This window comes from Cupriavidus sp. 21MJTG02-4 (assembly GCF_057798975.1).
Window position 1 is genome coordinate 56,766 of record NZ_JBYOJP010000009.1, and the last position, 22,282, is coordinate 79,047.

Sequence of the window (22,282 nt, forward strand, 5' to 3'; positions counted from 1 at the left end):
GGCGCTCTCCTTACAGGCGTTCGATGATGGTGACGTTGGCCAGGCCGCCGCCTTCGCACATGGTCTGCAGGCCATAGCGGCCACCGGTGCGTTCCAGTTCATGCAGCAGCGTGGTCATCAGGCGTGCGCCGGTGGCGCCGAGCGGGTGGCCCAGCGCGATGGCGCCGCCGTTGGGGTTGGTGCGCTCGGCCGCGTAGCCGGTCTCGGCCAGCCACGCCATCGCCACCGAGGCAAAGGCCTCGTTGATCTCGACCACGTCGATGTCCGACAGGCGCAGGCCGCTGCGTTCCAGCGCGCGCTTGGTTGCCGGAATCGGCGCGGTCAGCATCCACAGCGGGTCGTCGCCCAGTACGCTCATATGCGCGATGCGGGCACGCGGCTTGAGCTGGTAGCGCTTGAGCGCATCCTCCGAGACGATCAGCAGCGCGGCAGCCGCATCGGCAGTCTGGCTGGACACCGCCGCCGTCAGCGCACTGCCCGGCATCAGCGGTTCCAGCGTGGCCATCTTCGCCAGCGTGGTATCGGGGCGCGGCGTCTCGTCCTTCGTCACGCCTTCGCACGGCACGATCTCGCGCGTGAAGCGGCCGCCCTCGATCGCCGCGGCCGCGCGCTGGTGGCTTTCCAGCGCATAGGCTTCCATGGCCTCGCGCGACAGCTTCCAGTGGTCGGCAATGCGCTGCGCGGCATGGAACTGCGATACCGGCGCATCGCCAAAGCGCGCCTGCCAGCCCTTGCTGCCCGAGAACGGGTCGGCAAACCCGAGCGCCTGCCCGGCCAGCATGGCCGACGAGATCGGGATCTGCGTCATGGTCTGCACGCCGCCGGCGATCACCACGTCCTGCGTGCCGCTCATGACGGCCTGCGCAGCAAAATGCACGGCCTGTTGTGAGGAGCCGCACTGGCGGTCCACGGTCACGCCCGGCACGGTCAGCGGCAATCCAGCGGCCAGCCATGCGCTGCGCGCGATATTGCCGGCCAGCGGCCCGATGGTGTCGACACAGCCGAACACCACGTCGTCGTAGTCCTCTGCCGGAATGCCGTTGCGGCGCACCAGTTCGGCCAGCACGAAGCCGCCCAGGTCGGCCCCGTGCATGTGCGACAGTCCGCCCTTGCGGCGCCCGGTGGGCGTGCGCAGGGCATCAACGATATAGGCGTCTTTCATGTTCATTGCTCTCTTTGGATTCAGGCGAAGGTCGCTCCGGCGCCGATGTCGTGTGCGCCATCCAGGATGTGCGCGCCCACGCGGGCCTTGTGGAAAGCGCGGTCTCCCCAGCTTCCCGCCAGCGCCCAGGCCCGCTTGGTGAAGATCTGCAGGTCCAGCTCCCAGGTGTAGCCCATGGCGCCATGCACCTGGATCGCCTGGCGCGCTGCGGTCCACGCACAGCGCGCAGCCGCTACGCGGGCATGTGAAACGTGCAGGCCCGCATCGGGCAGGCCATGCGCGAGCGCGGCCGCGGCGCGCAGCAGCACGGGCTTGGCGAATTCAAGCTGGATCGCCACGTCGGCCAGCAGATGCTTGACCGCCTGGTAAGCGCCGATGGCCTTGCCGAACTGCTTGCGCTGGGCGCTGTAGTCGATGGCCAGGTCGAGCATGCGCTGCGTCAGGCCCAGCTGCTGCGCGGCCACGCCGAGCGCGCCTCGGTTCAGCGCCATGTCCCACAGGCCGGTGCCGGCGGGGATCAGTTCGGTGCTCGCGTCGGGCTTCCACGCCAGCTCGAACAACCGGCGCGACGGATCGAGTCCGGTGCGCGGCGTCAGCGTGACCTGGTCCTGGCGCAGCAGGTGGACAGCGCCTTCGTGAGCGCACAGGATGGCGTCGGCGACATGGGCGTCGGCCACCAGCCGCTCCTGTGGATGCGCGACCGCCACGCGGGCATCGCCCGTGGCAATGCGCTCCAGCAACGTCGCGCAGCGCTCGCGCGCCGACGCATGTGGAGCGACGGCCAGGGCATCGCGCAGCAGCCCGGCCGCCACCAGCGCGGTGTCGAGCAAGGGCTCGGGCAGCGCGAAATAGCCGCACGCCTGCGCCAGTGGTGCCCATTCGAGCTCGCCCAGCGCCAGTCCGCCTTGCTGCTGCGGCACCATCAGGCCGGTCAGCCCCTGGTCGGCAAGCTGGCGCCACAGCGCGTCGGAGCGGCCCGTGTCGGTGTTCCAGAGTTCGCGCGTCAGCTCCGGCGTCATCTCTGTCATCAGGAAGCGCCGGATCGCCTCGGCGAACTGTTCCTGGTCTTCGGTCAGTGTGAAATCCATCGTGTTTCCCCCGGGTGCCCTGATGCGTCGCTATGCGCGCGGCATGCCGAGCAGGCGCTCGGCGACGATATTGCGCTGGATCTCGTTGGTGCCCGCATAGATCGGCCCGGCCTGCGAGAACAGGAAGCCATCCAGCCAGTGCCCGAGCGAACCCGGCGGCTGCCCTGCGGGCGCGACTTCCGCCGCCTGCCCGAGGATGGCCAGCGCGGTGTCGTGCATATGGATGTCCAGCTCGGACCAGAACACCTTGTTGGTGCTCGATTCCGCGCCGATATGGCCGCCGCGCACCAGCCGGCTCGCGGTGGCGTAGGTGGACAGCGTGTAGGCCTCGGCGTCCATCCATGCGCGCAGCACCGCGTCGCGCAGCGAGGGGTCGCGGTCCGCTGCCTCGCGGTTATCCTGGTACAGCCGCACCAGCGCACGTGCGGTTTCCTGGAAGCGCGCCGGCGAGCGCAGCATCAGCCCGCGTTCGAAGCCGGCCGTCGCCATGGCCACCTGCCACCCCGCACCTTCGGCGGCCAGGCGGTTCTCCACCGGCACGCGCACGTCGTCGAAGAAGATCTCGGCAAAGCCGGTCTGGCCGTTGAGCTGGCGGATCGGGCGCACGGTGATGCCCGGCGTATTCAGCGGCACCAGCACGAAGGTCAGCCCGTGGTGGCGCGTCGACGCCGGATCGGTGCGGAACAGCCCGAACAGCCAGTCCGCCCACACTGCGCGCGTCGACCAGATCTTCTGGCCGTTGATCACATAGTCATCGCCATCGCGGATCGCGCTGCAGCGGATCGCGGCCATGTCGGAGCCTGCATTCGGCTCCGACCAGCCCTGCGCCCAGATATGCTCGCCCGAAGCCATGCGCGGCAGGAAGCGCGCCTTTTGCGCCTCGGTGCCGAACTCCATCAGCGTCGGGCCGAGCAGGAAGATGCCGTTCTGGTTGACGCGCATCGGCGCGCCGGCGCGCCAGTATTCTTCCTCGAATATCAGCCACTCGATCAGGTCGCAGCCGCGCCCGCCCAGTTCGGCCGGCCACGTGACCATGCTCCAGCGGCCCTGGTTGAGCGCCGCTTCCCACGCGCGGTGCTGGACAAAGCCTTCCTCGGTGTCGAAGCTGGCCAGCGGCGTGCGCGGCACGTGCGCGGCCATCCAGTCGCGCACCTCGGCGCGGAAGGCGCGCTGGGCGTCGGTGTATTCAAGCTGCATCGCGCGCCCCCTCGCTTCCTGTACGGGCATCGGCGAAGCTGGCTTCGCGGCCTTCGACGAAGGCGGCGCGCGCCTCGCCGGAGTCCGCGCTCATATAGGCCTGCAGCGTGAAGCCCTGCTCCCAGCGGTACTTGTCCTCCAGGTTGCCGTCTTCCACGCCGTTGAGCGCTTCCTTGGCCAGTTGCAGCATGGCCGGGCTCTTGGCGGCGATCTGGCGGGCCAGCGCCATCGCGGCGTCGCGCAGTGCCGCGCGCGGGACCACGCGCTCGACGGCACCAAGCCGGTACGCCTCGGCGGCGTCGATCATCTCGCCGGTGAAGTACATCGCCCTGACCTTCTGCACGCCGAACATGCGCTGCAGGTGCGCGCCGCCGCCCATGGCGCCGCGGTCGATCTCCGGCACGCCAAAGCGCGCGCACTCCGACGCGACGATGATGTCGGCCGCGCCGCAGATGCCGATGCCGCCGCCCAGCACGAAGCCGTGCACGGCCACGATGACCGGTTTGGGATTGCGGTGCACGGCGCGGAAGGTGGCGTAGTTGCCGGCATTGACGTCGACGATGCGCTCCGGATGCGCCGACAGCTCCTTGATATCGACGCCCGCGCAGAAGCCGCGGCCTTCGCCGCGCAGCATGATCACGCGCACGGCCGGATCGGCGCCGAGGCGGTCGATGGCGGCGGCCAGCGCGTGCCAGCCGGCGTTGTCGAGTGCGTTGACGGGCGGGTGGTCGATCACCAGTTCGGCGATGCCATCGGCGGTGTCGATGCGGAACGGCGCAGTCTTGTGGTTCATGTATTGGTGTCCTCTGTCTGTGGATCAGGCTGCTGCAGCCAGCCCCGCCCCCGCCAGCAACGCAAGCCGTGCCTGCGCCTGCGCGGCAATGCCGGCCACGATCTGCTCGCACGATTCGATCGCTCCGATGGCGGCAGCCGCCTGGCCGCTCGGCAGCACGCCCTCGTCCGGGCATCCCTCCACCATGGCGCGCTGAATCAGCACCGGCGCATTGGCGGCCATCAGCGTCTGCGCCGCGCTGTAGTCCTGCTCGCGCATGGCGCGCCAGGCGGTGGCCAGCATCTGCCCACTGCGCATGCCGGTGCGCGCCTGCCATTTGCGCGCGGCTGCCAGCGCCAGCCAGGTGCGCCGCAAGGGACCTGCCTTCTCCAGTTCCAGCAGCAAGGGGTTGTCGATCATCCGCTGCGGCAGTCCGTCGATGGCCAGTGACACGCGGATATGGCCCGGATCACGCACCTTGACGTAGCGCTCCAGCGTCTGCGCTGGCACGGGCGATTCGGCCGACATCAGGAAGCGCGTGCCCATGGCCACGCCGGCCGCGCCGTAGGCCAGCGCAGCGGCCAGTCCGCGGCCGTCGTAGAAGCCGCCTGCCGCCACCACGGGGACGCTGACGCTGTCGAGCACCTGCGGCAGCAGCAAGGTCGTCGGCGTGCCGCCGGTATGGCCGCCGCCTTCGCCGCCTTGCACGGTGACCACGTCCGCGCCCAGCTCGACCGCCTTGGCCGCGTGCTTGGCGGCGCCGACCGTCGGCATGCAGACGATCCCGGCCGCCTTGAGCCGGCCGACCATCTTCGCGTCCGGCCCACGGCCGTAGCTGACTGCGCGCAGCCGGTGACGGATCGCCATCTCGATGACTTCGTCCGCGTTGGTCTGGAACATGTGGAAGTTGATGCCGAACGGCCGGTCGCTGAGCGCGCGGACCCGCAGGATCTCTCGCTCGACCTCGCCGGGCGGGATCGTTGCGCCGGCCAGGAAGCCGAACGCTCCGGCGTTGGCGCTGGCCGCGACCAGCTTCGCGTCCGCCACCCAGCCCATCGCCGTCTGGACGATCGGATAGCGGCAGCCCAGCAGGTCGCACAGCACGGTGTGCAGGCTCGTGTTACTCATGCCTTGTCCTCGCCGCCGGTGCGTTGCGAGGCCGCCATAGCGCGCGCGTCATAGCCGCCGAGCTTGTCGCCGCTGACCAGTTCGTTGTGCGCATGGGCGAAGTGGTGCCAGGCAAAGACCGCGTCCATCGCCGTGCGCTTGCCCTGCAGGTCTTCCACATGGTTGATCGCCTGCTTGGTCAGCGTCAGGCCCAGGCGCGGCATCTGCGCGACCTTGGCCGCCATGCCGTAGACCGCCTCCTCCAGCGCCTCGCGCGGCACCACGCGGTTGACCATGCCCATGCGTTCGGCGCGCTCGGCGCCCATGCGCTCGCCCAGGAACAGGAATTCCTTGGCGATGCGCGGGTGCAGTTCGTAGGGATGCGCAAAATATTCCACGCCGGGAATGCCCATGCGCACCACGGGATCGGCAAAGAAGGCATCGTCCGAGGCGACGATGAGATCGCACACCCAGGCAAGCATCAGCCCGCCGGCAACGCACGCGCCGTGCACCATCGCGATCGTGGGCTTGGGCAGCTCGCGCCAGCGCCGGCACATGCCGAGGTAGACCTCCTGCTCGCGCGCATAGAGGAACTCGCCGCCAGGCTTGTTGACGTGGTCATACCAGAGCGAGGCACGCTCGAACGATTCATTGATGTCGCGCCCCGGCGTGCCGATGTCGTGCCCGGCCGAGAAATGCTTGCCGGCGCCGCGCAGCACGATCACCTTGACCGCGTCGTCGGCGGCAGCGCGCCGGTAGGCCTCGTCCAGCGCATACGTCATCTTCGAGTTCTGCGCGTTGTGGTACTGCGGCCGGTTCATGGTCACGGTGGCGATACCGTCCGCGACGCTGTAGAGCACCTCGGCGTTGGGGCCAAGCACGACGGCTTCCGTGGGTTCGATGGCTGGCGTTGTCATGTCGGGTCTCAGGCGCGTCCGGAAGGATTGCCGCGCACGATCGTGGCGCGCAGGTTGTGCGGATCGAGCAGCGCGATCAGCCGCAGTTCTTCCGCCGTCGGCGGGGCCGTCTCCGGCACGGCGTCAGCGGTGGCATTGGCCAGCGCAAAGCAGGTGGCTGCCTGCACCTGCTCCAGGCTCACGCCGGGGTGCAGCGAGCGCACGCGGATGGCATGGTCGGGGCCGCCGAAGTCCATCACGCACAGGTCGGTGACGATCACGCGCAGGTCGACGAAGCTGCGCATGCCCTCGATCTGGCGGGCCGGGTTATAGCCGGCGCTGCAGACCATATCCACTTCGCCGCCGACAAAAGCGCGCGTACTGTGCGCCGGCACGAAAAAGGAATTGGCGTGGTGGATGCTGTTGCCCGGGAAGCCACGCGCACCCAGCAACTGGGTTTTAGGCTGCGCATGCGTGCCGCCCAGGCAGGAGATATTGGCCTGCCCGAAGCGGTCGATCTGCGTGGGCATCACCAGCGCGTGGCGCCGGCCGCCCCACAGGCAGTCGAACACGCGCGAATAGCCCATCCAGCCGCTGGCGCGCACCTTGTAGCCGGGCTCGCGCGGCCCCAGCGGCACGGGCGTTTCGACCAGGTAGGCTTCGCCATCGGTCATCAGCAGGCCCGGGTTGTAAGCAAGCCGCGCCAGGCCGGCGGCGATGCGCGGGCCGGTGCCGATGCCGGTAGCCAGTACCTCGCCGTCGTCGGTCCAGACGCGGGCGGCGGCGGCGATCATCAGCTCCGCGCGGGTGAATTCATAAGTGGCGCTCACGGTCGCTCCTTGGTTGGCGGATTCAAACGGCGGGTTCAAAGGACGGGCAGCGGCAGGTCATGCACGTGGCCGAGGCCGCCGATGCGCGCCAGGTAGGCCGCCTCGCTGGCGCCCACCACTTCATCGCGATAGGCGCGGAAGCCGTCCTCCGCTTCGGCACTGGCGCAGTACGCCTTCAGCGCAGGCAGGTCCCAGCCATACGCAGGGGCGCAGGAAGTCGGATGCGCACCGGCCGGCGCGTGCACCACGCCGGTCACCAGCGAACGCTCGAACGGGTTGTTGCGGGCGTGCGCCAGGTCTTCCTCTTCAAGCCGCGGATGCAGCGTTTCGCAGCTCACATAGCAGCGCCGCGCGGCGCGCGCGAACCATTCATCGAAGAACGGATCGGGACCATCGATGCGGGTGTTGCCCAGCACATCGCTCTCGTTCACGTGCAGCAGCGCCGCGTCGAGCGGGATGGCCGGCATCGCCACCAGCACCTCGCCGTCGGCATAGGGCGAGCGCACGGTTTTCAGTTGCGGGTTCTTCGTGAGTACGTCCGTGCCCAGCGCCGTGCGCGTCGGCAGGAACGGCAGCCGTGCCGCCGCCGCGCGCAGGCCGAGCTGCAGCATGCCTTCGTCGAGCTCGGTCACTTCCAGCAGCCCGCGCTCGCGCGCCTGGCGGAAGTACGGCTCCAGCGGAATCACGTCGAGCGAGACAAAGCCGAACACCAGCCGGCGCACCTTGCCGGCTGCGCACAGCATTCCCACTTCCGGGCCACCGTAGGCCACCACGGTCAGGTCTTTCAGCGGCGAGCGCAGGATCTCGCGCACCAGCGCCATCGGCTTGCGGCGCGGGCCCCAGCCGCCGATGCCGATGGTCATGCCATTGGCGAGCTGCCCGACCACATCGGCCGCGCTCAGGGTCTTGTCGATTGTCTTGTTCATAGCGGTGTCGCGCTGATCAGCGCGCTTTAGCGGTATCCGATGCTGAAGTCGTGTCCCCACAGGCTGACGCGCGTGGCTTCGTAGGCGGCGTGGCGGCCCCAGTCCACCACCAGCCCGCCGTGGCCGTACTCGAGGTCGAAGCCGCCGGGGGTTTTCATGTAGAACGAGGTCATGCGGTCGTTGCAGTGCTGGCCCAGCGTGGCGGACAGCTTCACGCCGTGCTGCTGCACGCGATCGAGCGCGCGGCCCACCTCGGACATGTCCGGCACCTCGGCCATCACGTGGATGCAGCCGGCCTCGGACGGCATCTCGAAGATCGCCAGGCTGTGGTGGCGGCCATTGGCGCAGTGCAGGAAGTGGATGCGCTTCTCGGGCTCGTTGGGATCGCTGGTAAAGCGCACGCGGAAAATGTCGGACAAGCCGAAGCCCATCACGTCACGCAGGAAGGCGTAGGTCTCGTCAAATGCCGGCGCGGGCAGAACGGTATGGCCAGCGCCCATCGGATCGGTGATGAAGCCCGGCACGCCGACCGGCGAAACAAAGCGCAGGAAGTCGGAACGCATGCCCCACGAGATCTCGTGGCGGTTGCCAGATGGATCGGTGAACCAGGCCATCGCCTGCACGCGGCGCTGCGCCACTTCCGCCGCAGTGGCGTGGACGACTTCCACGCTGGCCTGGCGCAACGTATCGAGCGCGTGCCGGTAGGCCAGCTCGTCGGCGAGTTCCCACCCGGATGCCAGGTAGCGGTCGCGCGCACCCGGCACCACCAGGTAGCGGTAGTCGCGCTCGTCCATCTTCACGTACAGGGCACCGCCGGGGGCGCCGGCGCAGCTCATGCCGAGCACCTGCTCGGCATACTGCCGCCATTGCCCCAGGTCGGTGGACTCGACCACGATGTAGCCAAGCGCACGGATATCCAACATGCGGGTCTCCTCAGGTTCGTTGCCACTGCTGGCTGATGAGACCTATTCTTCCGTGCGCGCCTACCCGGCACATCGTCCAGTGGGACTAGCCGATCCGGTGCCGGATTCAGGCGCTGGCTGGGCGGACGATGTACTGGCTGGTGGGGACCACGTCGATCTTGTCGAAGTCGATAAAGCGCTGGCAGCTCTCCATCATGGCCTGCAGGTTGCGCTGGAACTTGTCTTCGTTGCCCACGGCGTCGAAGAACGCGTGCGGGTCGGTCATCGCCGCGTCGGGGAAGCATTCCTCGACGATGGCGTCGTAAGGTGGCGCGGCGTAGGTGAGCGGGCGCACCACCACGTTCTGCACGTAGAGGAAGTTGTCCTGCGTCTCGACCGCCACCTGCGTGTGGTGGTTGTGCCAGGTGTCCAGCCACGCCTGCGGCGTGAGCCGGGGCGGGCGCGTCAGGAAAGCCAGTTGCGCGAAGCCGGGCGTGCGCTCGCCCGGCGCTGCCGGGAAGCGCGTATTGCGGATCGGCTGGGACTCCGTGACGAGATAGCCCGCCATGCGGCCGGTCGCTGCCTCGACCGCCTGGTCGAACGGCTGGCGCAGGCGGTCGACGGCGCTGTCGACCCAGACGGCGACCAGCGCTTCCATCTGCGGGCGGGTATTGGCCTGGCGCAGGCCGGCCGCAGGCAGCACGGCGTCATCCGCCACGTTGACCTGCAGTCCGCGCGCGCCCAGCGCCAGCAGCTTGTCCGCAAGCGTCGTGCGCAGCCGGCGCGCGAATTCCGCCGGCTCTGTGCGCGCATCGCGCCAGACGATATAGATGACTTTTTCCATGCTCCACGCTCCCTGGTAGGGGTGCCGGCCGTGGCCGGACAGGTTGAAGCGTGCGCGGAACAGGAACGGGCGCGGACCGCGTGCATTGCCGCGTCCGCCTGACGTGCCATCCAGGTGCCGCGCCCGCTGGTCCTGTGCATGCTAGGCGCGTGGATGGCGGCGCTCATCCTCCAATCGGACTACACGCGATGGCGCTCAGCCGAGCGTCACGACACTGCTCAGCAGCATGCGCACCAGCGTGGCCTGCCGCGTGACGCCGGTCTTGGAGAAGATCGAACGCAGGTGGGCGCGCGCCGTGTTCTTGCTGGTGCCCAGGGCCTCTGCGGCTTCGTCGAGCGTCATGCCATCGGCAAGCACCAGCGCCAGCGCGGTTTCGGCGGGGGTCAGGTCGAACAGCTTGCGCACCACCTCGTGCGAGGCGCGCGACTTGCGCTCGGGATCGCGGATAAAGACCGCGCAGGCGGGCCGGTGCCGGTTCTCTTCCGACCATTCGCTGAGCGGGATGGTGCGGATCAGCACGCCGAGCTTGCCGCGCCCCGACGGGCGGGTGATCGACATGGCTTCGGCCAGCGCCGGCTCGGTGCCGTGATGACCCAGCTGCGCGCGGCGCAGCAGGTACTGGAACTTGCGGCTCTCCTGGGCATAGGCAATCTCGAAGGTGTTCCCGTTAAGGCGGATGCCGTCGTTATCCGCCAGGATCTCGTCGGCCTCGGCATTCTTCTTGAGGATCGTCCCGGCGGCGTCGAGGATGACCATGCCCACCAGCATGCGGTCGATCGCGCCCGCATAGAGCGAGCGCTCGGATTCGACCACATCCAGCCGGGAATGTAGCCGGATCGCGCGCTTCAGGTGGGGCAGGATTGCACCGCAGGCCGCCTTGTCCACTTCGGAGAAATCCTGCGCGTCGTCCTGGCGGCAAATGCGCAGGCGGCACTCGACACCGTCCTCGGTACGGATGTCCGCGCCCAGCAGGTAGCGGACGCCGAGCGGCTGCAGGAACTGGCGGTAGAGCTCGCTGCGGCACCAGTTGCCGGTGCCCAGCGCTTCATCGACTGTCACCGCGCGGTCGGTGGGCAGGTTGATGAAGGGATCGATGGCGTAGTAGTAGCTGTTGTAGGAAGCCTCCGCCTCCAGCGAGGTGCCATGCGCCGAAGCATGCACCGCCAGGCCGCTGCGGTCGCTTGCGGGCGAGCGCAGGATGAAGCTCACATAACTGGCATCGAGTTGCTTGCGCAGCATCTCGAGCGCATGGCCCCAGGGCACGGGTTCCATCGGCCCTTCATAGACCGCGGCCAGCAGCGCGCCGAACTGCGTGACGCTCAAGCCTGCCTGCGCGAGCAAGGGCGACGCCATTTCCTGCGCCTCAACGGTCGCCATCAACATTCTCTGTCTCCTGATTCCACACCACGTGTGCGCCTGCCGGCGCTCTGCGGCACCTTGGGGCAGCGCAGATTATAGGGACGCTGCCCGCCCGCTGTTCGCCAATGCGCGGCCCTCGGTGTTTTCCCTGACCTGCAATCGGACGATGTCCGCGGCGCGTGCCGTCGATTCAATGCGTGCATCCCCGCAGTGCAACCGAAGGAGAACAACCGAGATGGATTTCACCGACAAGACCGTGCTGGTCACCGGCGGCGGCGCCGGCATCGGGCTCGCCACCGCGCAAGCCTTTCTGGATCAGGGCGCGCGCGTGGCGATCCTCGAGATCGACGCGCAGCGCGCCGACCATGTCCATAAGCTGCTGGGCAAGGCCGGCGCAGACGCGCTGGTGGTGCACGGTGACGCCGCCGATGCCGGCACCGTACGCGAACTGGCCACGCGGATCGAGCAGCGGTTCGGACGGCTCGACGTGCTGGTCAACAACGTCGGCGACTTCCTGCGCATCGCCAAGCCGTTCGAGGACTACGCCGACGACGAGATCGCCAGCCTCTACGCCGCCAACCTCGGCCATGTCTTCACCATCACGCGCGCCATGCTGCCGCTGCTGCGGCGCAGCGCCGCCAGCAGCATCGTCAGCGTGTCGTCGATCGAGGCCTTCCGCGGCATTCCGTACTGCAGCGTCTACGCCGCCTTCAAGGCCGCCATCACCGGCTTCACGCAGAGCCTGGCGCTGGAACTGGCGCCGGCGGGCATCCGCGTCAACCTGATCGCGCCGGAGACCACCGAAACCCCGCAGGTTCCTGTGTCGCAGATGGTCGCCGCGGAGCACCAGCACCACATCCCGCGCTGGATCCCGCTGGGCCGTTTCGGCACGCCGCAGGACATTGCCGACGGCATCCTGTTCCTGGCCGGCCCGCGCGCGGCCTGGATCACCGGCACCGCGCTGCATGTCAATGGCGGCGCACTGGCCGCCGCCGGCTGGTACCGCGACCCGAAAGGCGCGTGGACCAACATGCCGGTGATCGCCGGCAACGGCATGAACCTCTGATGGCCGCGCCATGCGGCCACACCACCCAACCAAGGAGACAGGCATGAAGATACTGATCGTCGGCGGCAATGGCATGATCGGGGGCCACGCGGCCCTGCACCTGCGCAGCCGCGGGCACGAAGTCACCATCGCCGGGCGCAACCGACCCGCGTCCGACACGCCGCTGGGCGGACTGGATTTCCTGCGCTGCGACTACATCGCCAATGACCTGCCCGCGGCGCGACTCGGTGCCTTCGATGCGCTGGTGTTCGCCGCCGGCAACGATGTGCGCCACGTTCCGCCCGGCGGCGACGAAGCGGCACATTGGGAGCGCGCCAACGTCGAAGGCGTGCCGCGCTTCTTCCGCGCCGCGCGTGATGCCGGCATCCGCGTCGCCGTGCATGTCGGCAGTTTCTATCCGCAGGCGGCACCGCGGCTGGCCGAGGACAACGCCTACATCCGCTCGCGCAAGCTGGCCGACGAAGGCGTGCGGGCACTGGCGACAGAGACCTTCCGCGTCAGCAGCGTCAATGCCCCGTTCGTCGTGGGCACGGTACCGGGCCTGATGGTCCCGATGTTCAAGGCCTATACCGACTACGCCCGGGGCGGCTTTGCGCCGATGCCGGATTTCGCGCCGCCGGGCGGCGTCAATTTCATCTCGGCCATGTCGCTGTCGGAAGCGATCGAAGGCGCGCTGTTGCGCGGCGAGAATGGCAAGGCTTACCTCGTGGGCGATGAGAACCTGACCTTCCAGGACTACTTCGGTGCGTTCTTCCGCGATGCCGGCCGCGCGGTTCCGCCGGTCATCGACCAGGAGCATCCGCTGCTGCCTGACTCGGCGATCTGCTTCGGCCGGGGCAACACGCTCTACTACGAGCCGGACGCGGCCGAGACCGCGCTGCTCGGCTATCGCCGCCGTGATATCCAGCGCACGGTCAGCGAGATCGTGGCGCAGTACCAGTAAGCTGGCATAGCTGCGGCCCGCGCAAGCGGGCCGCAGCGCCCGGTCCTACAGTCCGGAGATCAACTGCGCGTTGTCGATGCGCAGTTCCGCGCCATTGATGAAGCGCGACGCATCCGAAGCCAGGAACAGCACCAGGTTGGCCACATCCTCCGGCTGGCACATGCGCGCCATCGGGTCCGTGCCGATGCCCAGCGCCACCGGGTCCAGGTCCGGCACCAGCGCCTGCGTCATCGGTGTCCAGATGCCATCGGGGTGGATGGAGTTGCAGCGGATGCGGTAGCCGTTGCGCTTGCAGTGCACGGCGACACTGCGCGTCAGCGCGGTCACGGCACCTTTGGCGCCGCTGTATGCGCACATCATCGGCAGGCCGCCCAGCGCGGCCACCGACGACATCACCACGATGGAGCCACCTGCCGGGTTGCCCTTCATTGCCTGCACGCCGAACTTGCAACCGAGGAAATAGCCGTCGGCATTGACGCGCATGACCTGGCGCCAGCAGTCGAGCGATGTTTCCTCGATCGATCCCAGCGGACAGATGGCCGCATTGTTGACCAGTACGTCGAGCCGGCCGAAGCGGTCCTGCGCCGCGGCCATGGCCCGGCGCCAGTCCTCTTCACTGCCGATGTCGTGACGTACGAACAGCGCCGCATCGCCGATTTCGCGCGCGAGTGCGTGTCCGGCCTCCTCGTTGACATCGCTGAGCACCACGCGCGCGCCTTCCGCCGCCAGCAGCAGCGCGTCCGCGCGTCCTACCCCACTGGCCGCGCCGGTGACCAGCGCGACTTTCCCCTTGACCTGATTCATCGTCTCTCTCCTTGGGTGGTCCGCTTCAGGCGGCGTCGGGAATCCTGCCGGCCAGCACCGCACGCAGTGCGGCTTCGCCATACACCGCCGCCACGGTTTCATCGAGGATGGGATTGCCGCGCAACTCGCTCCCACCATCGACGGCGATGCTCTGGCCTGTGACCCAACCTGACTCCGGCCCGGCCAGGTAGCGCACCGCGCTGGCGATATCGTCCGGCTCGCCGGCGCGGCCCAGCGGCATCTGCGCGACGAACTTGTCGAGCATGGCCGGGTTGTCGAACATCGGCCCCGTCGCGCCGGAGCGGGTCAGGCCCGGCCGCACCGCATTGACGCGGATACCGCATCCGGCCAGTTCCTCCGCCGCCGCGCGCACGAAGGCTTCCAGGCCCGCCTTGGCGGCGCAGTACGCCGACAGCCATCGGCAGGTCATGCGCGCGGCGTTCGACGAAATGCAGACGATGGCGCCGCCATGCGGCGCCATCAACGGCGAGGCGTGGCGTACCGCAAGGAAGGCGCTGGCGATATTCAGCTCCAGCTCCGCCATCAGTGACGCGGTGTCGTGCATCAGCATGGGACGAAAGCCTCCGCCGCCGACGGTCGCCACGACGATGTCGAGGCGGCGCTCCAGTTCCCAGGCCTGTCGGAGTGCCGCCTGCACGTCTTCCTCGCGGCAAGCGTCGCCGACGTGGATTTCAACCGTGGCGCCGGCGACTTGCGCAAGCAGGTCATGCCGTGCCGCTTCCAGTGCTTCGCGTCGTCGCCCCATCAGCACCACCGCCGCGCCATCGCGCAGCAGCGCCAGCGCGCTGGCCGCGCCGATGCCACCGGCACCGCCGGTAACGAGGGCCGTCTTCCCTTCCAGTACACGATTCGTCGTCATCATGCCTCCCGCAGCGGCAGGTCCTGCGTCCAGTCCACCACCAGCTCGCGCGCCGTGATGCGCCACTGGCCCTGCGATCGCTCGAACCGGTCTTGGTAACGGATGCCCCAGTCCAGCTTGCGCGGCACGCCGTCCTGCTCGTACAGATGGTTGGCCACGCAATACGTTTCGCCGGTCGCGGTATCGCCGTCGATCGTCACCAGTTGCTGGTGAACGTGGTGCTGCGTGGCACTGTACTGGCCTAGCGCCGACATGCCCTCGGCGATGGCTTTGGGTCCGTCCAGCCGGAAGCCCGGCCCGGTCAGCCGCGCATCCTGCGTGAACAGTTGCGCCAGGCTTGGGAAATCGCGCCGGTCCACCGCCTGCGCGTAGCGGCAGGTCAGCGCGTGAATGGCTTGCTTGTGCTCCAGTTCGGACATGGCCAGGCTCACTCCTTGGTTGTGACCGGTGGCGACGTCATTGCACTACGCCTGGCCGGTCGTTGGGATGACAGACATCGTCTGCCTTGCCGCGACCGGGGCCATCGTCCACGTGGAGTAGCGGACCATGGTGCCGTTTAGTCCGAACGAAGGATGTACCGGGGCCTGGCCCGCCCCAAGCTTCGATGAGCGCGGGCGGCTCGAACGGCGCCCGCACATCACTGACAAAGGAGACAAAGATGAAGCAGGTGGAACAGGCCATCGTCGCGGTTGTCACGGGCGGCTCGCGCGGTGCCGGCAAGGGCATCGCGCTGGCACTCGGCGCGGCAGGCGCCACGGTGTATGTGACCGGACGCACGGAGCAGGAAGGCAGCGCGCCGCTGCCCGGCAACATCCACGCCACGGCGCGCGAGATCGACGCGCTGGGCGGGCGCGGCATCGCGGTCGCTTGCGACCATCGGGACGATGCGCAGGTGGCGCAGCTGTTTGCGCGCGTGCGCGAGGAGTCGGGGCATATCGATATCCTCGTCAACAACGCCACGTTCCTGCACGACGAGCTCATCATGCCGGGGCCGTTCTGGGAGAAGCCGCTGGAGATGGCGGGGATTCTGGACGTAGGGTTGCGCTCGGGCTATGTGGCCAGCTGGCATGCTGCGCCGATGATGGCGGCACGCGGGCGCGGGTTGATTGTGTTTACCTCTTCATTCGGCGCCAATTGCTATATGCACGGGCCGGCTTACGGGGCGCAGAAGGCCGGGATCGACAAGTTCGCGCACGACATGGCGGTTGACTTGCGGCCGCACGGGGTGGCGGCGGTGTCGGTGTGGATGGGGCCGTTGCGCACGGCGCGCACGCTGCGTGTGTGGGAACAGCATCCGGACAAGTACGCGTCGTTCGCGCCGGTGGCGGAGACGCCTGAATTCACTGGGAAAGTCATTGATGCGCTGTATCGCGACCCTCATCTGATGGAAAAATCGGGGCAAGTGCTGATCGTAGCGGAGGCGGCAATGGGGTATGGCATTGTGGATGCGGAGGGCGTGCAGCCGCCTTCGTATCGGCAGGCCCTGGGCGGGCCGCCGGGGGTGCATCCGGCGATTGTGGAATAGGGAGGGAAAATTTGAGTCTTCGGCCCTTGGCAGGCGCCGCTGTTTCGCCGGCGTAGCCGGCGAGTTACTTCTTGTCCAAGCGACAAGAAGTAACCAAGAAACGCGTTGACTTGCCCTAACGGGCGAATATTGATCGTAGCGTGCGAAGAATTTCGTACGGGTATTCGCTTCAGAGCCTGCCCGGCTGCCTGCCGCGTGGAGCGCGTCCGCCTGCAGGCTCTCCGGCAATGATTGAACCAGCCCCGAAACTGTCCGTGGCCCGACACTGCGAGCGTTATCGCATCATCGCCTTCGGCTGCGCTGCGCGCGGCTCAGCTAGTCCTCATCGCTGCGATAGCAAACCCGTCGTAAACACCGTCGAGCAAATCAGCCACGTACCGCCGATGCGGACATACTCATCCACATACCGCCCCGTCAGGAAAGTCCGCGATCCGCTGTCATCATCGAGCGCGAGGTAGGCCAGGTCCCAGGTCGCCCGCGCCGAGTCGGCATCCGTCACCGTGATATCCGCCTGCCCTGCAAAATGCATCTCCCTCAGCGTAGGCCGGCACGCCAGTTCCGCAAAGCACTGCACCAGCGCCTCACGGCCGGCAAAGCTGCCGATCCGGTCATAGTGGATATGCGCACGGCCCGGCACGAAGCACGCGCACATGGCCTCCGTGTCCTTGTCGTCGCACGCGCGCAGGTAGCGCAGCTTGAGCGCCCGGATCGCCTCCGCGGCCTCCAGCCGCGCAAGACGCTCGGCAATGCCCGCAATTTCACTCATCTCAGATCTCCCCCCTGAATCAACCTTCCCGCAATTGATACTTCAACACCTTGCCCGCCGCGCTCACCGGCAGCGATGTCACGAACTGGATTTCCCGCGGCACCTTGTAGTTGGCCATATGCCTGCGAGCCCAGACGATAAGGGCGTCCGCATCCACCCGCGCGCCGTGCCGCAACACCACGTAGGCGCGCCCGACTTCGCCCAGCCGCTCGTGCGGCATGCCGACGACTGCAACCTGGGCCACTGCGGGATGGGCCACCAGCAGCTTTTCCACTTCCGCCGGATAGCAGTTGAAGCCACCCACGATAAACATGTCCTTGATGCGATCGGTGATGCGCAGGTAACCACGCGCATCCAGCGTACCGACGTCACCCGTATGCAGCCAGCCATCGGCATCAATGGCGTCGGCAGTAGCCTCAGGCAACCCGAAGTAGCCTTGCATCACGTTGTAGCCGCGCACCAGCACCTCGCCGGCCTCGCCCGTGGCGACCGGTTGCCCGTGAGCATCCACGCAACGCAGTTCGACTCCCGGCATGGCCCGCCCCGATGTCCCCGCGACCGTCTCGGCATCGTCGCCCGCGCGGGTCAGCGTGGCAAAGCCACACGACTCGGTCAGGCCGTAGCCGGTGATAACCGTCTCGAAACCCAGTTCGTCACGCATACGCTGAATCAGCACCGGCGCAATCGCCGAGGCGCCGGTCACGGCAATGCGCAACGAGGACAGATCGAACTCGCGCAAGCGCGGTGCGTTCAGCAGCGTCTGATACAGCGTCGGCGGCCCCGGCAGTACCGTGATGCGTTCGTTTTCCACGCGCGTCATCACCGCCTCGGCGTCGAATACCAGATGCGGCAGCACCGTGGCCCCGCGCGACAGCGCCGCGAGCCACCCCGCCTTGTAGCCGAAGGTATGGAAGAACGGATTGACGATCAGGTAGCGGTCGCAGGCACGCACGCCCGTGATTGCGGCCCAGCCGTCCACCGCGCGCAGGTTCTGCGCGTGGGCGGTCATCACGCCCTTGGGACGCCCGGTGGTGCCGGAGGTGAACATGATGTCCATCGGCGTGTCGCCGCGCACACCGGCCTCGCGCCGCGTGAAAGCGGCCATGTCCACTTCCTGCGCAAGATCGAGGAACCCTTCCCACGCCAGCTCGCCGTCTACCAGCGCCCTGCCCTGCCCCGGCCGCAGGATGACCAGGCGCTCCAGCGTCGCCGGCCGATGCGGCGCGAGCATCTGCGGATACCGCTCGCCGAGGAAGTCATCGACGCAGAACAGCAGGCGTGCGCCGCTGTCGCCCAGCACGGCCGCCGCTTCCGCGCCCTTCATGCGCGTATTGAGCGGCACCAGCGCCGCGCCCACGCTGTGCGTGGCCAGCGCCGCAATGATCCATTCCGAGAAGTTCGGCGCCCAGATCGCGACGCGGTCGCCCGGCTGCACGCCGAGCGCCATCAGCGCGCGGCTCGCCTGTATCCGGCAGGCATTCAGCCCCGCGTAGCTCAGGCGCAGGCCGTCTTCCTGGATGGCGGTACGCTCGCCGTGGCGCTGCGCCGCGCGCCGCACCAGTTCGGGAATGGTCGCGGCAGGGTCCTCGTGGGCAGCGGCGTCGGGGCCGGCCGGGGCCGCAATGGCGTCAAGGGTGTCAGAGGAAGTCATGTCAATCCGGGAACTTCAGGTGGATTTCGTCGCTCGCCGCGCGCGCCTGGCAGGCCAGCGTCCAACCCGCCTCCAGGTCGGCCCGGTCGAGCACATGGTTTTCGCCAAGCGTCACGCCGCCGCGCGTCACCTGGCACATACAGGCACCGCACAGGCCGGCGCGGCAGGAGTTGGGAGCCGGCACGCCGGCGCGCTGCAGGGCGTCAAGCACGGTTTCGTCCGGCGCCACGTTGAGCTGGCGGGTCTCGCCATCAAGCTGCACGGTGAGCGCCGCGCCGCGCATCGCAGGCGAAGGGGCGTCCGCCGCCATCACGGCTGGTTGCGCGGGCGGTGCTGCGATCGGTGCATCAGGCAAGGACAGGAAGCGTTCGACGTGGAGCTTGCCACGCGGCACGCCCAGTTCCTGCAACGCTGCCTGCGCCGCATCCATGAACGGACCCGGACCGCACACAAAGCATTCGGCCAGACTCCACGGCCGCACCAGCTCTTCCAGCTGGCGCTGTGTCGGCGGCCCCTGCACGCTGTCCAGCCAGTGGATCACGCGCAGGCGGCCCGGATGGCTGCGCGCCAGCGCCGCGATGGTCCCGGCAAAGATGATGGAGCGCTCGTCGCGGTTGGCATAGACCAGCGTCACCGCGCCGCGCCCGTGGCGCAGCGCCGCCTTGGCAATCGACAGCACCGGCGTGATGCCGCTGCCGCCGGCCAGCAACAGGAAATCCCCGTGCAGCGTGGGCGGCGTGAAGACGCCGGCTGGCGCCATCACTTCCACCGTATCGCCCGCGCCAAGGTGGTCGCAAATCCAGTTGGATACGCGCCCGCCCTGCACGCGCTTGATCGTCACGCGCAGGACGTTATCCACCTCGGGCGTGCTCGACAGCGAATAGCAGCGCTGCAGCGGCTTGCCGTCGACGGGCACGCGCAGTGTCAGGAACTGCCCGGGACGGTAGGCAAAGGTATCGCGCAGGCCGTCCGGCAGCGTGAATACCAGCGAATGCGCCTCGTCCGTTTCCGTGACGACTTCGGCGATCTGCAGCCGGTGGAATGGTACTGGCGCCATGATGTCCTTGTTGTTTCCTTGCGGCTCGGGGCGGCTGGGGTGGCGTCAAGCCACGCCCATGATGGTCTGCGCGTTGTCGATGCGCAGTTCCGCACCGTTGATGAAACGCGATTCGTCGGAGGCCAGGAACAGCACCAGGTTGGCCACGTCGCGCGGATGGCACATGCGCTGCATCGGCTCGGCACCGCCGATGTCCTCGGACAGGGCCGCGGCGCCGCCGGGCAGGAAGGCCGCGGTCATCGGCGTGAGGATGCCGTCCGGATGGATCGAATTGCAGCGCACCTTGTAGCCGCTCTGCTTGCAGTGGCCCGCCACCGCGCGCGTCAATGCGGCCACCGCGCCCTTGCTGGCGCTGTAGGCGCAGAACGCACCCATGCCGCCCAGCGCCGCCACCGACGACATATTGACGATGCTGCCGCCGCCCGCCTTCATCGCGGCCACGCCGTACTTGCAGCCCAGGAAGTAGCCGTCGGCGTTGATGCGCAGCACGCGCTGCCATTGCTCCAGCGTGGTGTCTTCGACCGTGCCCAGCATCAGGATGGCCGCATTGTTGACCAGCACATTGGGCGCGCCGAAGCGCTGCTCGGTGCGCGCCATCACCTGCTGCCAGCCGGCTTCGCTGGCAATGTCGTGCGGCACGAACAATGCGGTCTCGCCGATCTCGCGCGCCAGCGCGTGGCCCGCTTCCTCGTTGAGGTCGGTCAGCACCACGCGCGCGCCTTCGCGCGCCAGCAGCAGTGCGTCTTCCTTGCCGACGCCGCTGGCGGCCCCGGTGACGATTGCGATCTTGCCTTCAGTACGTCGGCTCATGGGACATCTCCTCGTTGGTGTGTGCCCGCCGCCCTGCGGCAGGCTGTTGTGTCAGGTGGCGGCCGGCATTGCGCCCCGACCAGATGCAGTCGGCAAGCGACAGGCCGCTGATGTAATGGTTGGACGCGATGCCCACGGCGGTCCTGCCCACGGCGTAGAGGCCGGGAATGGGTACCCCGCCCGCGGCATTGAGGACCCGGCCACTGAACTCCTCCACCGACAGACCACCGAGCGTGATCGCCGGACAGGGAAAGACGCGGCTGTTGGCGGAGATATCGATGGCGAGCCAGGGGCCGGATTCGAGCGAAGCGCACATCGATGCAGACTTGCCCGCCGGGTCGGCGCACTCGCCGCGCGCGGCGGCGTTATAGGTCTCGATGGTGCTGCGCAGCGCCGTAACGGGCATGCCCAGCTTATTTGCAAGGCCTTCAAGAGTGGCGGCGCGCCGCGCGCCTGTCAGCATCAGCAGCGCCGCTGGCAGGCCCTGAAAGGCCCAGAGGCGCCCGCTCAGACATTCGCGCAAGGCGGCGCGAGCCAGCGCACGGTTCAGCACCAGCCACGCGCGCCCGCCATGCCGTTCGCACATGGCGTGACCCAGCGTGGCGCCATAGGTTTCCTCGTTGCCGATGCGCACGCCCTGCGCGTCGACCACGCAGCCGCGTGCCCAGTCGAACGGCGGATTGATGAAGCGCCACGCCGAGATGCGTTCCAGGTGCCGCGTGGCACCGCCAGCCGATTCGCCGAGCCGGATGCCGCTGCCATCGCAGCCGGTCGCGCCGAGGCGCCAGTTCTGCAGGTACTTGCCGGCATGGCGCGCCATCATGTCGCGATTGAAGATAAAGCCGCCCGCGGCCAGCACGACCGCGCCGGTGCGCACCGCGACCGGGCGCGCATGGCGCAATTCCAGTTGCAGCACGCGCTGGCGCAAGCGGTCGGCCACCCCCGGCATGGCATTGTGCAGGCGCTCGGCCATGCGCGCCAGGCGGGCGTGGCGGTTCTGATGGCGGCCCGGCGGTATCTGCCACAGTTCGACTCCGATGACCGTGCCTGCCTGATCGATGACCAGCCGCCGCGCTGCGGTCTGGCGCATCACCGTGATCTCCGGCCGGGCCTGCACGGCACCACGCAGCACGCCATACAGCGTGCGGCCGGACATGCCTGGGCCTTTCACGCGGTGCCCGCGCGGCGCGGGCGCGGCGTGTTTCGCATAGTCGGGCACGGCTTCGTTGCCGGAGTAGTAGAGGTAGTACGGTTGCGCGGGATAGGAAGTCTTCCGCGGCGGAACGGTGGCGGCAAAGCGCACGCCCACGCTTTCCAGCCAGCCGATCATGTCGCGGCTGCGCTCGCAGAATGCCTGCAGCGTGGCCTCGCTGACGACTTCGCCGGTCTCTTGCCGCAGGTAGTCCGCCATGGCCCGCGGCGTATCCTTGTAGCCCGCTGCGGACTGGTATGGCGTGCCGCCGCCGGCATAGACCACGCCCCCGCTCTTTGCGCTGGCGCCGCCGCCCTCGAAGCGTTCGGCGACGATCACACGCGCGCCACCTTGCGCCGCCTCCAGCGCAGCGCAAGCGCCTGCGGCACCGAAGCCGACCACCACGGCATCGCAGGTGGCCTGCCATGGGTACGCGTCAGGATCATCGAGCCGCAGCGGCGCATGGACCGGCGTAGCGGAATCGGGCAGCATGGTCGCGTTCTCC

General features: G+C 68.3%; 22 protein-coding genes. 3 read left to right on the forward strand and 19 right to left on the reverse strand.

Annotated features, from left to right (window positions below):
* Nucleotides 1-10: 10 nt before the first annotated feature.
* The 11 genes from AC3FKH_RS18810 to AC3FKH_RS18860 all read right to left on the reverse strand — a co-directional run bounded on the left by AC3FKH_RS18810 (nucleotide 11) and on the right by AC3FKH_RS18860 (nucleotide 11,107).
* Nucleotides 11-1,162, reverse strand: coding sequence for an acetyl-CoA C-acetyltransferase (locus AC3FKH_RS18810; protein WP_488677345.1), 1,152 nt, complete (start codon nucleotides 1,160-1,162; stop codon nucleotides 11-13).
* Between the two features lie 20 nt (nucleotides 1,163-1,182).
* Entirely contained in the window at nucleotides 1,183-2,250 is a 1,068-nt protein-coding gene (locus tag AC3FKH_RS18815; protein ID WP_488677346.1) for an acyl-CoA dehydrogenase family protein, read from the reverse strand.
* A gap of 30 nt (nucleotides 2,251-2,280) precedes the next feature.
* Nucleotides 2,281-3,447: an acyl-CoA dehydrogenase family protein gene (locus AC3FKH_RS18820; RefSeq protein ID WP_488677347.1), complete on the reverse strand. Its 1,167-nt coding sequence runs from the start codon at nucleotides 3,445-3,447 to the stop codon at nucleotides 2,281-2,283.
* Entirely contained in the window at nucleotides 3,437-4,240 is an 804-nt protein-coding gene (locus tag AC3FKH_RS18825) for an enoyl-CoA hydratase family protein (RefSeq protein WP_488677348.1), read from the reverse strand. The genes AC3FKH_RS18820 and AC3FKH_RS18825 overlap by 11 nt, the downstream gene beginning before the upstream one ends.
* A 24-nt stretch (nucleotides 4,241-4,264) precedes the next feature.
* Nucleotides 4,265-5,347 (reverse strand): NAD(P)H-dependent flavin oxidoreductase, encoded by a 1,083-nt coding sequence (locus AC3FKH_RS18830; RefSeq protein ID WP_488677349.1) that lies wholly within the window; start codon nucleotides 5,345-5,347, stop codon nucleotides 4,265-4,267.
* Complete coding sequence (locus AC3FKH_RS18835; RefSeq protein ID WP_488677350.1) at nucleotides 5,344-6,243, reverse strand: enoyl-CoA hydratase; 900 nt, start codon at nucleotides 6,241-6,243, stop codon at nucleotides 5,344-5,346. The genes AC3FKH_RS18830 and AC3FKH_RS18835 overlap by 4 nt, the downstream gene beginning before the upstream one ends.
* A gap of 8 nt (nucleotides 6,244-6,251) precedes the next feature.
* Nucleotides 6,252-7,052, reverse strand: a complete 801-nt coding sequence (locus tag AC3FKH_RS18840) for a CoA-transferase subunit beta (RefSeq protein WP_488677351.1) — start codon at nucleotides 7,050-7,052, stop codon at nucleotides 6,252-6,254.
* A gap of 35 nt (nucleotides 7,053-7,087) precedes the next feature.
* Nucleotides 7,088-7,978, reverse strand: coding sequence for a CoA transferase subunit A (locus tag AC3FKH_RS18845; RefSeq protein ID WP_488677352.1), 891 nt, complete (start codon nucleotides 7,976-7,978; stop codon nucleotides 7,088-7,090).
* Between the two features lie 26 nt (nucleotides 7,979-8,004).
* The gene (locus AC3FKH_RS18850) at nucleotides 8,005-8,901 is read right to left on the reverse strand and encodes a VOC family protein (protein WP_488677353.1); all 897 of its coding nucleotides are present in this window, start codon (nucleotides 8,899-8,901) and stop codon (nucleotides 8,005-8,007) included.
* A 106-nt stretch (nucleotides 8,902-9,007) separates the two neighbouring features.
* Nucleotides 9,008-9,724, reverse strand: a complete 717-nt coding sequence (locus tag AC3FKH_RS18855; RefSeq protein ID WP_488677354.1) for an EthD domain-containing protein — start codon at nucleotides 9,722-9,724, stop codon at nucleotides 9,008-9,010.
* Nucleotides 9,725-9,919: 195 nt separating this feature from the next.
* Nucleotides 9,920-11,107 carry a helix-turn-helix transcriptional regulator gene (locus AC3FKH_RS18860; protein ID WP_488677355.1) on the reverse strand — a complete coding sequence of 396 codons (1,188 nt, stop codon included), beginning with the start codon at nucleotides 11,105-11,107 and terminating at the stop codon, nucleotides 9,920-9,922.
* Nucleotides 11,108-11,318: 211 nt separating this feature from the next.
* Between AC3FKH_RS18860 and AC3FKH_RS18865 the strand changes: the two genes are divergently transcribed.
* Both AC3FKH_RS18865 and AC3FKH_RS18870 read left to right on the forward strand, forming a co-directional pair.
* Nucleotides 11,319-12,149 carry an SDR family NAD(P)-dependent oxidoreductase gene (locus tag AC3FKH_RS18865; RefSeq protein ID WP_488677356.1) on the forward strand — a complete coding sequence of 277 codons (831 nt, stop codon included), beginning with the start codon at nucleotides 11,319-11,321 and terminating at the stop codon, nucleotides 12,147-12,149.
* Between the two features lie 43 nt (nucleotides 12,150-12,192).
* Nucleotides 12,193-13,092, forward strand: a complete 900-nt coding sequence (locus AC3FKH_RS18870; RefSeq protein WP_488677357.1) for an NAD-dependent epimerase/dehydratase family protein — start codon at nucleotides 12,193-12,195, stop codon at nucleotides 13,090-13,092.
* 45 nt (nucleotides 13,093-13,137) lie between these two features.
* Here the strand turns inward: AC3FKH_RS18870 and AC3FKH_RS18875 are convergent, their stop codons facing one another.
* The 3 genes from AC3FKH_RS18875 to AC3FKH_RS18885 are packed head-to-tail and all read right to left on the reverse strand — an operon-like array spanning nucleotide 13,138 to nucleotide 15,195.
* The gene (locus AC3FKH_RS18875) at nucleotides 13,138-13,896 is read right to left on the reverse strand and encodes an SDR family oxidoreductase (protein ID WP_488677358.1); all 759 of its coding nucleotides are present in this window, start codon (nucleotides 13,894-13,896) and stop codon (nucleotides 13,138-13,140) included.
* 25 nt (nucleotides 13,897-13,921) lie between these two features.
* Nucleotides 13,922-14,779, reverse strand: a complete 858-nt coding sequence (locus AC3FKH_RS18880; protein WP_488677359.1) for an SDR family NAD(P)-dependent oxidoreductase — start codon at nucleotides 14,777-14,779, stop codon at nucleotides 13,922-13,924.
* On the reverse strand, nucleotides 14,776-15,195 hold the full coding sequence (locus AC3FKH_RS18885; protein WP_488677360.1) for a nuclear transport factor 2 family protein: 420 nt from the start codon (nucleotides 15,193-15,195) through the stop codon (nucleotides 14,776-14,778). Before AC3FKH_RS18885 ends, AC3FKH_RS18880 begins: the two co-directional genes overlap by 4 nt.
* 239 nt (nucleotides 15,196-15,434) lie before the next feature.
* Here AC3FKH_RS18885 and AC3FKH_RS18890 point away from each other — a divergent pair, with 239 nt between their 5' ends.
* A complete protein-coding gene (locus tag AC3FKH_RS18890; protein ID WP_488677361.1) occupies nucleotides 15,435-16,301 on the forward strand; it encodes an SDR family NAD(P)-dependent oxidoreductase in 867 nt (288 codons plus the stop codon).
* Nucleotides 16,302-16,623: 322 nt separating this feature from the next.
* Here the strand turns inward: AC3FKH_RS18890 and AC3FKH_RS18895 are convergent, their stop codons facing one another.
* The 5 genes from AC3FKH_RS18895 to AC3FKH_RS18915 are packed head-to-tail and all read right to left on the reverse strand — an operon-like array spanning nucleotide 16,624 to nucleotide 22,269.
* Nucleotides 16,624-17,067, reverse strand: a complete 444-nt coding sequence (locus AC3FKH_RS18895) for a nuclear transport factor 2 family protein (protein ID WP_488677362.1) — start codon at nucleotides 17,065-17,067, stop codon at nucleotides 16,624-16,626.
* A gap of 19 nt (nucleotides 17,068-17,086) precedes the next feature.
* Nucleotides 17,087-18,718, reverse strand: a complete 1,632-nt coding sequence (locus tag AC3FKH_RS18900) for a FadD3 family acyl-CoA ligase (RefSeq protein ID WP_488677363.1) — start codon at nucleotides 18,716-18,718, stop codon at nucleotides 17,087-17,089.
* A 1-nt stretch (nucleotide 18,719) separates the two neighbouring features.
* A complete protein-coding gene (locus tag AC3FKH_RS18905) occupies nucleotides 18,720-19,775 on the reverse strand; it encodes a 2Fe-2S iron-sulfur cluster-binding protein (RefSeq protein WP_488677364.1) in 1,056 nt (351 codons plus the stop codon).
* 45 nt (nucleotides 19,776-19,820) lie between these two features.
* Complete coding sequence (locus AC3FKH_RS18910) at nucleotides 19,821-20,585, reverse strand: SDR family oxidoreductase (RefSeq protein ID WP_488677365.1); 765 nt, start codon at nucleotides 20,583-20,585, stop codon at nucleotides 19,821-19,823.
* On the reverse strand, nucleotides 20,569-22,269 hold the full coding sequence (locus AC3FKH_RS18915) for an FAD-binding protein (protein ID WP_488677366.1): 1,701 nt from the start codon (nucleotides 22,267-22,269) through the stop codon (nucleotides 20,569-20,571). Before AC3FKH_RS18915 ends, AC3FKH_RS18910 begins: the two co-directional genes overlap by 17 nt.
* Between the last annotated feature and the right edge of the window lie 13 nt (nucleotides 22,270-22,282).

What these genes read in the sequence shown, in the direction of transcription:
- AC3FKH_RS18830 (WP_488677349.1), bottom strand. Translation starts at nt 5,347, where the DNA reads ATGAGTAACACGAGCCTGCACACCGTGCTGTGCGACCTGCTGGGCTGC.
- AC3FKH_RS18865 (WP_488677356.1), top strand. Translation starts at nt 11,319, where the DNA reads ATGGATTTCACCGACAAGACCGTGCTGGTCACCGGCGGCGGCGCCGGC.
- AC3FKH_RS18885 (WP_488677360.1), bottom strand. Translation starts at nt 15,195, where the DNA reads ATGTCCGAACTGGAGCACAAGCAAGCCATTCACGCGCTGACCTGCCGC.
- AC3FKH_RS18910 (WP_488677365.1), bottom strand. Translation starts at nt 20,585, where the DNA reads ATGAGCCGACGTACTGAAGGCAAGATCGCAATCGTCACCGGGGCCGCC.
- AC3FKH_RS18850 (WP_488677353.1), bottom strand. Translation starts at nt 8,901, where the DNA reads ATGTTGGATATCCGTGCGCTTGGCTACATCGTGGTCGAGTCCACCGAC.
- AC3FKH_RS18900 (WP_488677363.1), bottom strand. Translation starts at nt 18,718, where the DNA reads ATGACTTCCTCTGACACCCTTGACGCCATTGCGGCCCCGGCCGGCCCC.
- AC3FKH_RS18860 (WP_488677355.1), bottom strand. Translation starts at nt 11,107, where the DNA reads ATGTTGATGGCGACCGTTGAGGCGCAGGAAATGGCGTCGCCCTTGCTC.
- AC3FKH_RS18875 (WP_488677358.1), bottom strand. Translation starts at nt 13,896, where the DNA reads ATGAATCAGGTCAAGGGGAAAGTCGCGCTGGTCACCGGCGCGGCCAGT.
- AC3FKH_RS18890 (WP_488677361.1), top strand. Translation starts at nt 15,435, where the DNA reads ATGAAGCAGGTGGAACAGGCCATCGTCGCGGTTGTCACGGGCGGCTCG.
- AC3FKH_RS18820 (WP_488677347.1), bottom strand. Translation starts at nt 3,447, where the DNA reads ATGCAGCTTGAATACACCGACGCCCAGCGCGCCTTCCGCGCCGAGGTG.
- AC3FKH_RS18855 (WP_488677354.1), bottom strand. Translation starts at nt 9,724, where the DNA reads ATGGAAAAAGTCATCTATATCGTCTGGCGCGATGCGCGCACAGAGCCG.
- AC3FKH_RS18895 (WP_488677362.1), bottom strand. Translation starts at nt 17,067, where the DNA reads ATGAGTGAAATTGCGGGCATTGCCGAGCGTCTTGCGCGGCTGGAGGCC.
- AC3FKH_RS18915 (WP_488677366.1), bottom strand. Translation starts at nt 22,269, where the DNA reads ATGCTGCCCGATTCCGCTACGCCGGTCCATGCGCCGCTGCGGCTCGAT.
- AC3FKH_RS18810 (WP_488677345.1), bottom strand. Translation starts at nt 1,162, where the DNA reads ATGAAAGACGCCTATATCGTTGATGCCCTGCGCACGCCCACCGGGCGC.
- AC3FKH_RS18825 (WP_488677348.1), bottom strand. Translation starts at nt 4,240, where the DNA reads ATGAACCACAAGACTGCGCCGTTCCGCATCGACACCGCCGATGGCATC.
- AC3FKH_RS18880 (WP_488677359.1), bottom strand. Translation starts at nt 14,779, where the DNA reads ATGATGACGACGAATCGTGTACTGGAAGGGAAGACGGCCCTCGTTACC.
- AC3FKH_RS18845 (WP_488677352.1), bottom strand. Translation starts at nt 7,978, where the DNA reads ATGAACAAGACAATCGACAAGACCCTGAGCGCGGCCGATGTGGTCGGG.
- AC3FKH_RS18905 (WP_488677364.1), bottom strand. Translation starts at nt 19,775, where the DNA reads ATGGCGCCAGTACCATTCCACCGGCTGCAGATCGCCGAAGTCGTCACG.
- AC3FKH_RS18870 (WP_488677357.1), top strand. Translation starts at nt 12,193, where the DNA reads ATGAAGATACTGATCGTCGGCGGCAATGGCATGATCGGGGGCCACGCG.
- AC3FKH_RS18815 (WP_488677346.1), bottom strand. Translation starts at nt 2,250, where the DNA reads ATGGATTTCACACTGACCGAAGACCAGGAACAGTTCGCCGAGGCGATC.
- AC3FKH_RS18835 (WP_488677350.1), bottom strand. Translation starts at nt 6,243, where the DNA reads ATGACAACGCCAGCCATCGAACCCACGGAAGCCGTCGTGCTTGGCCCC.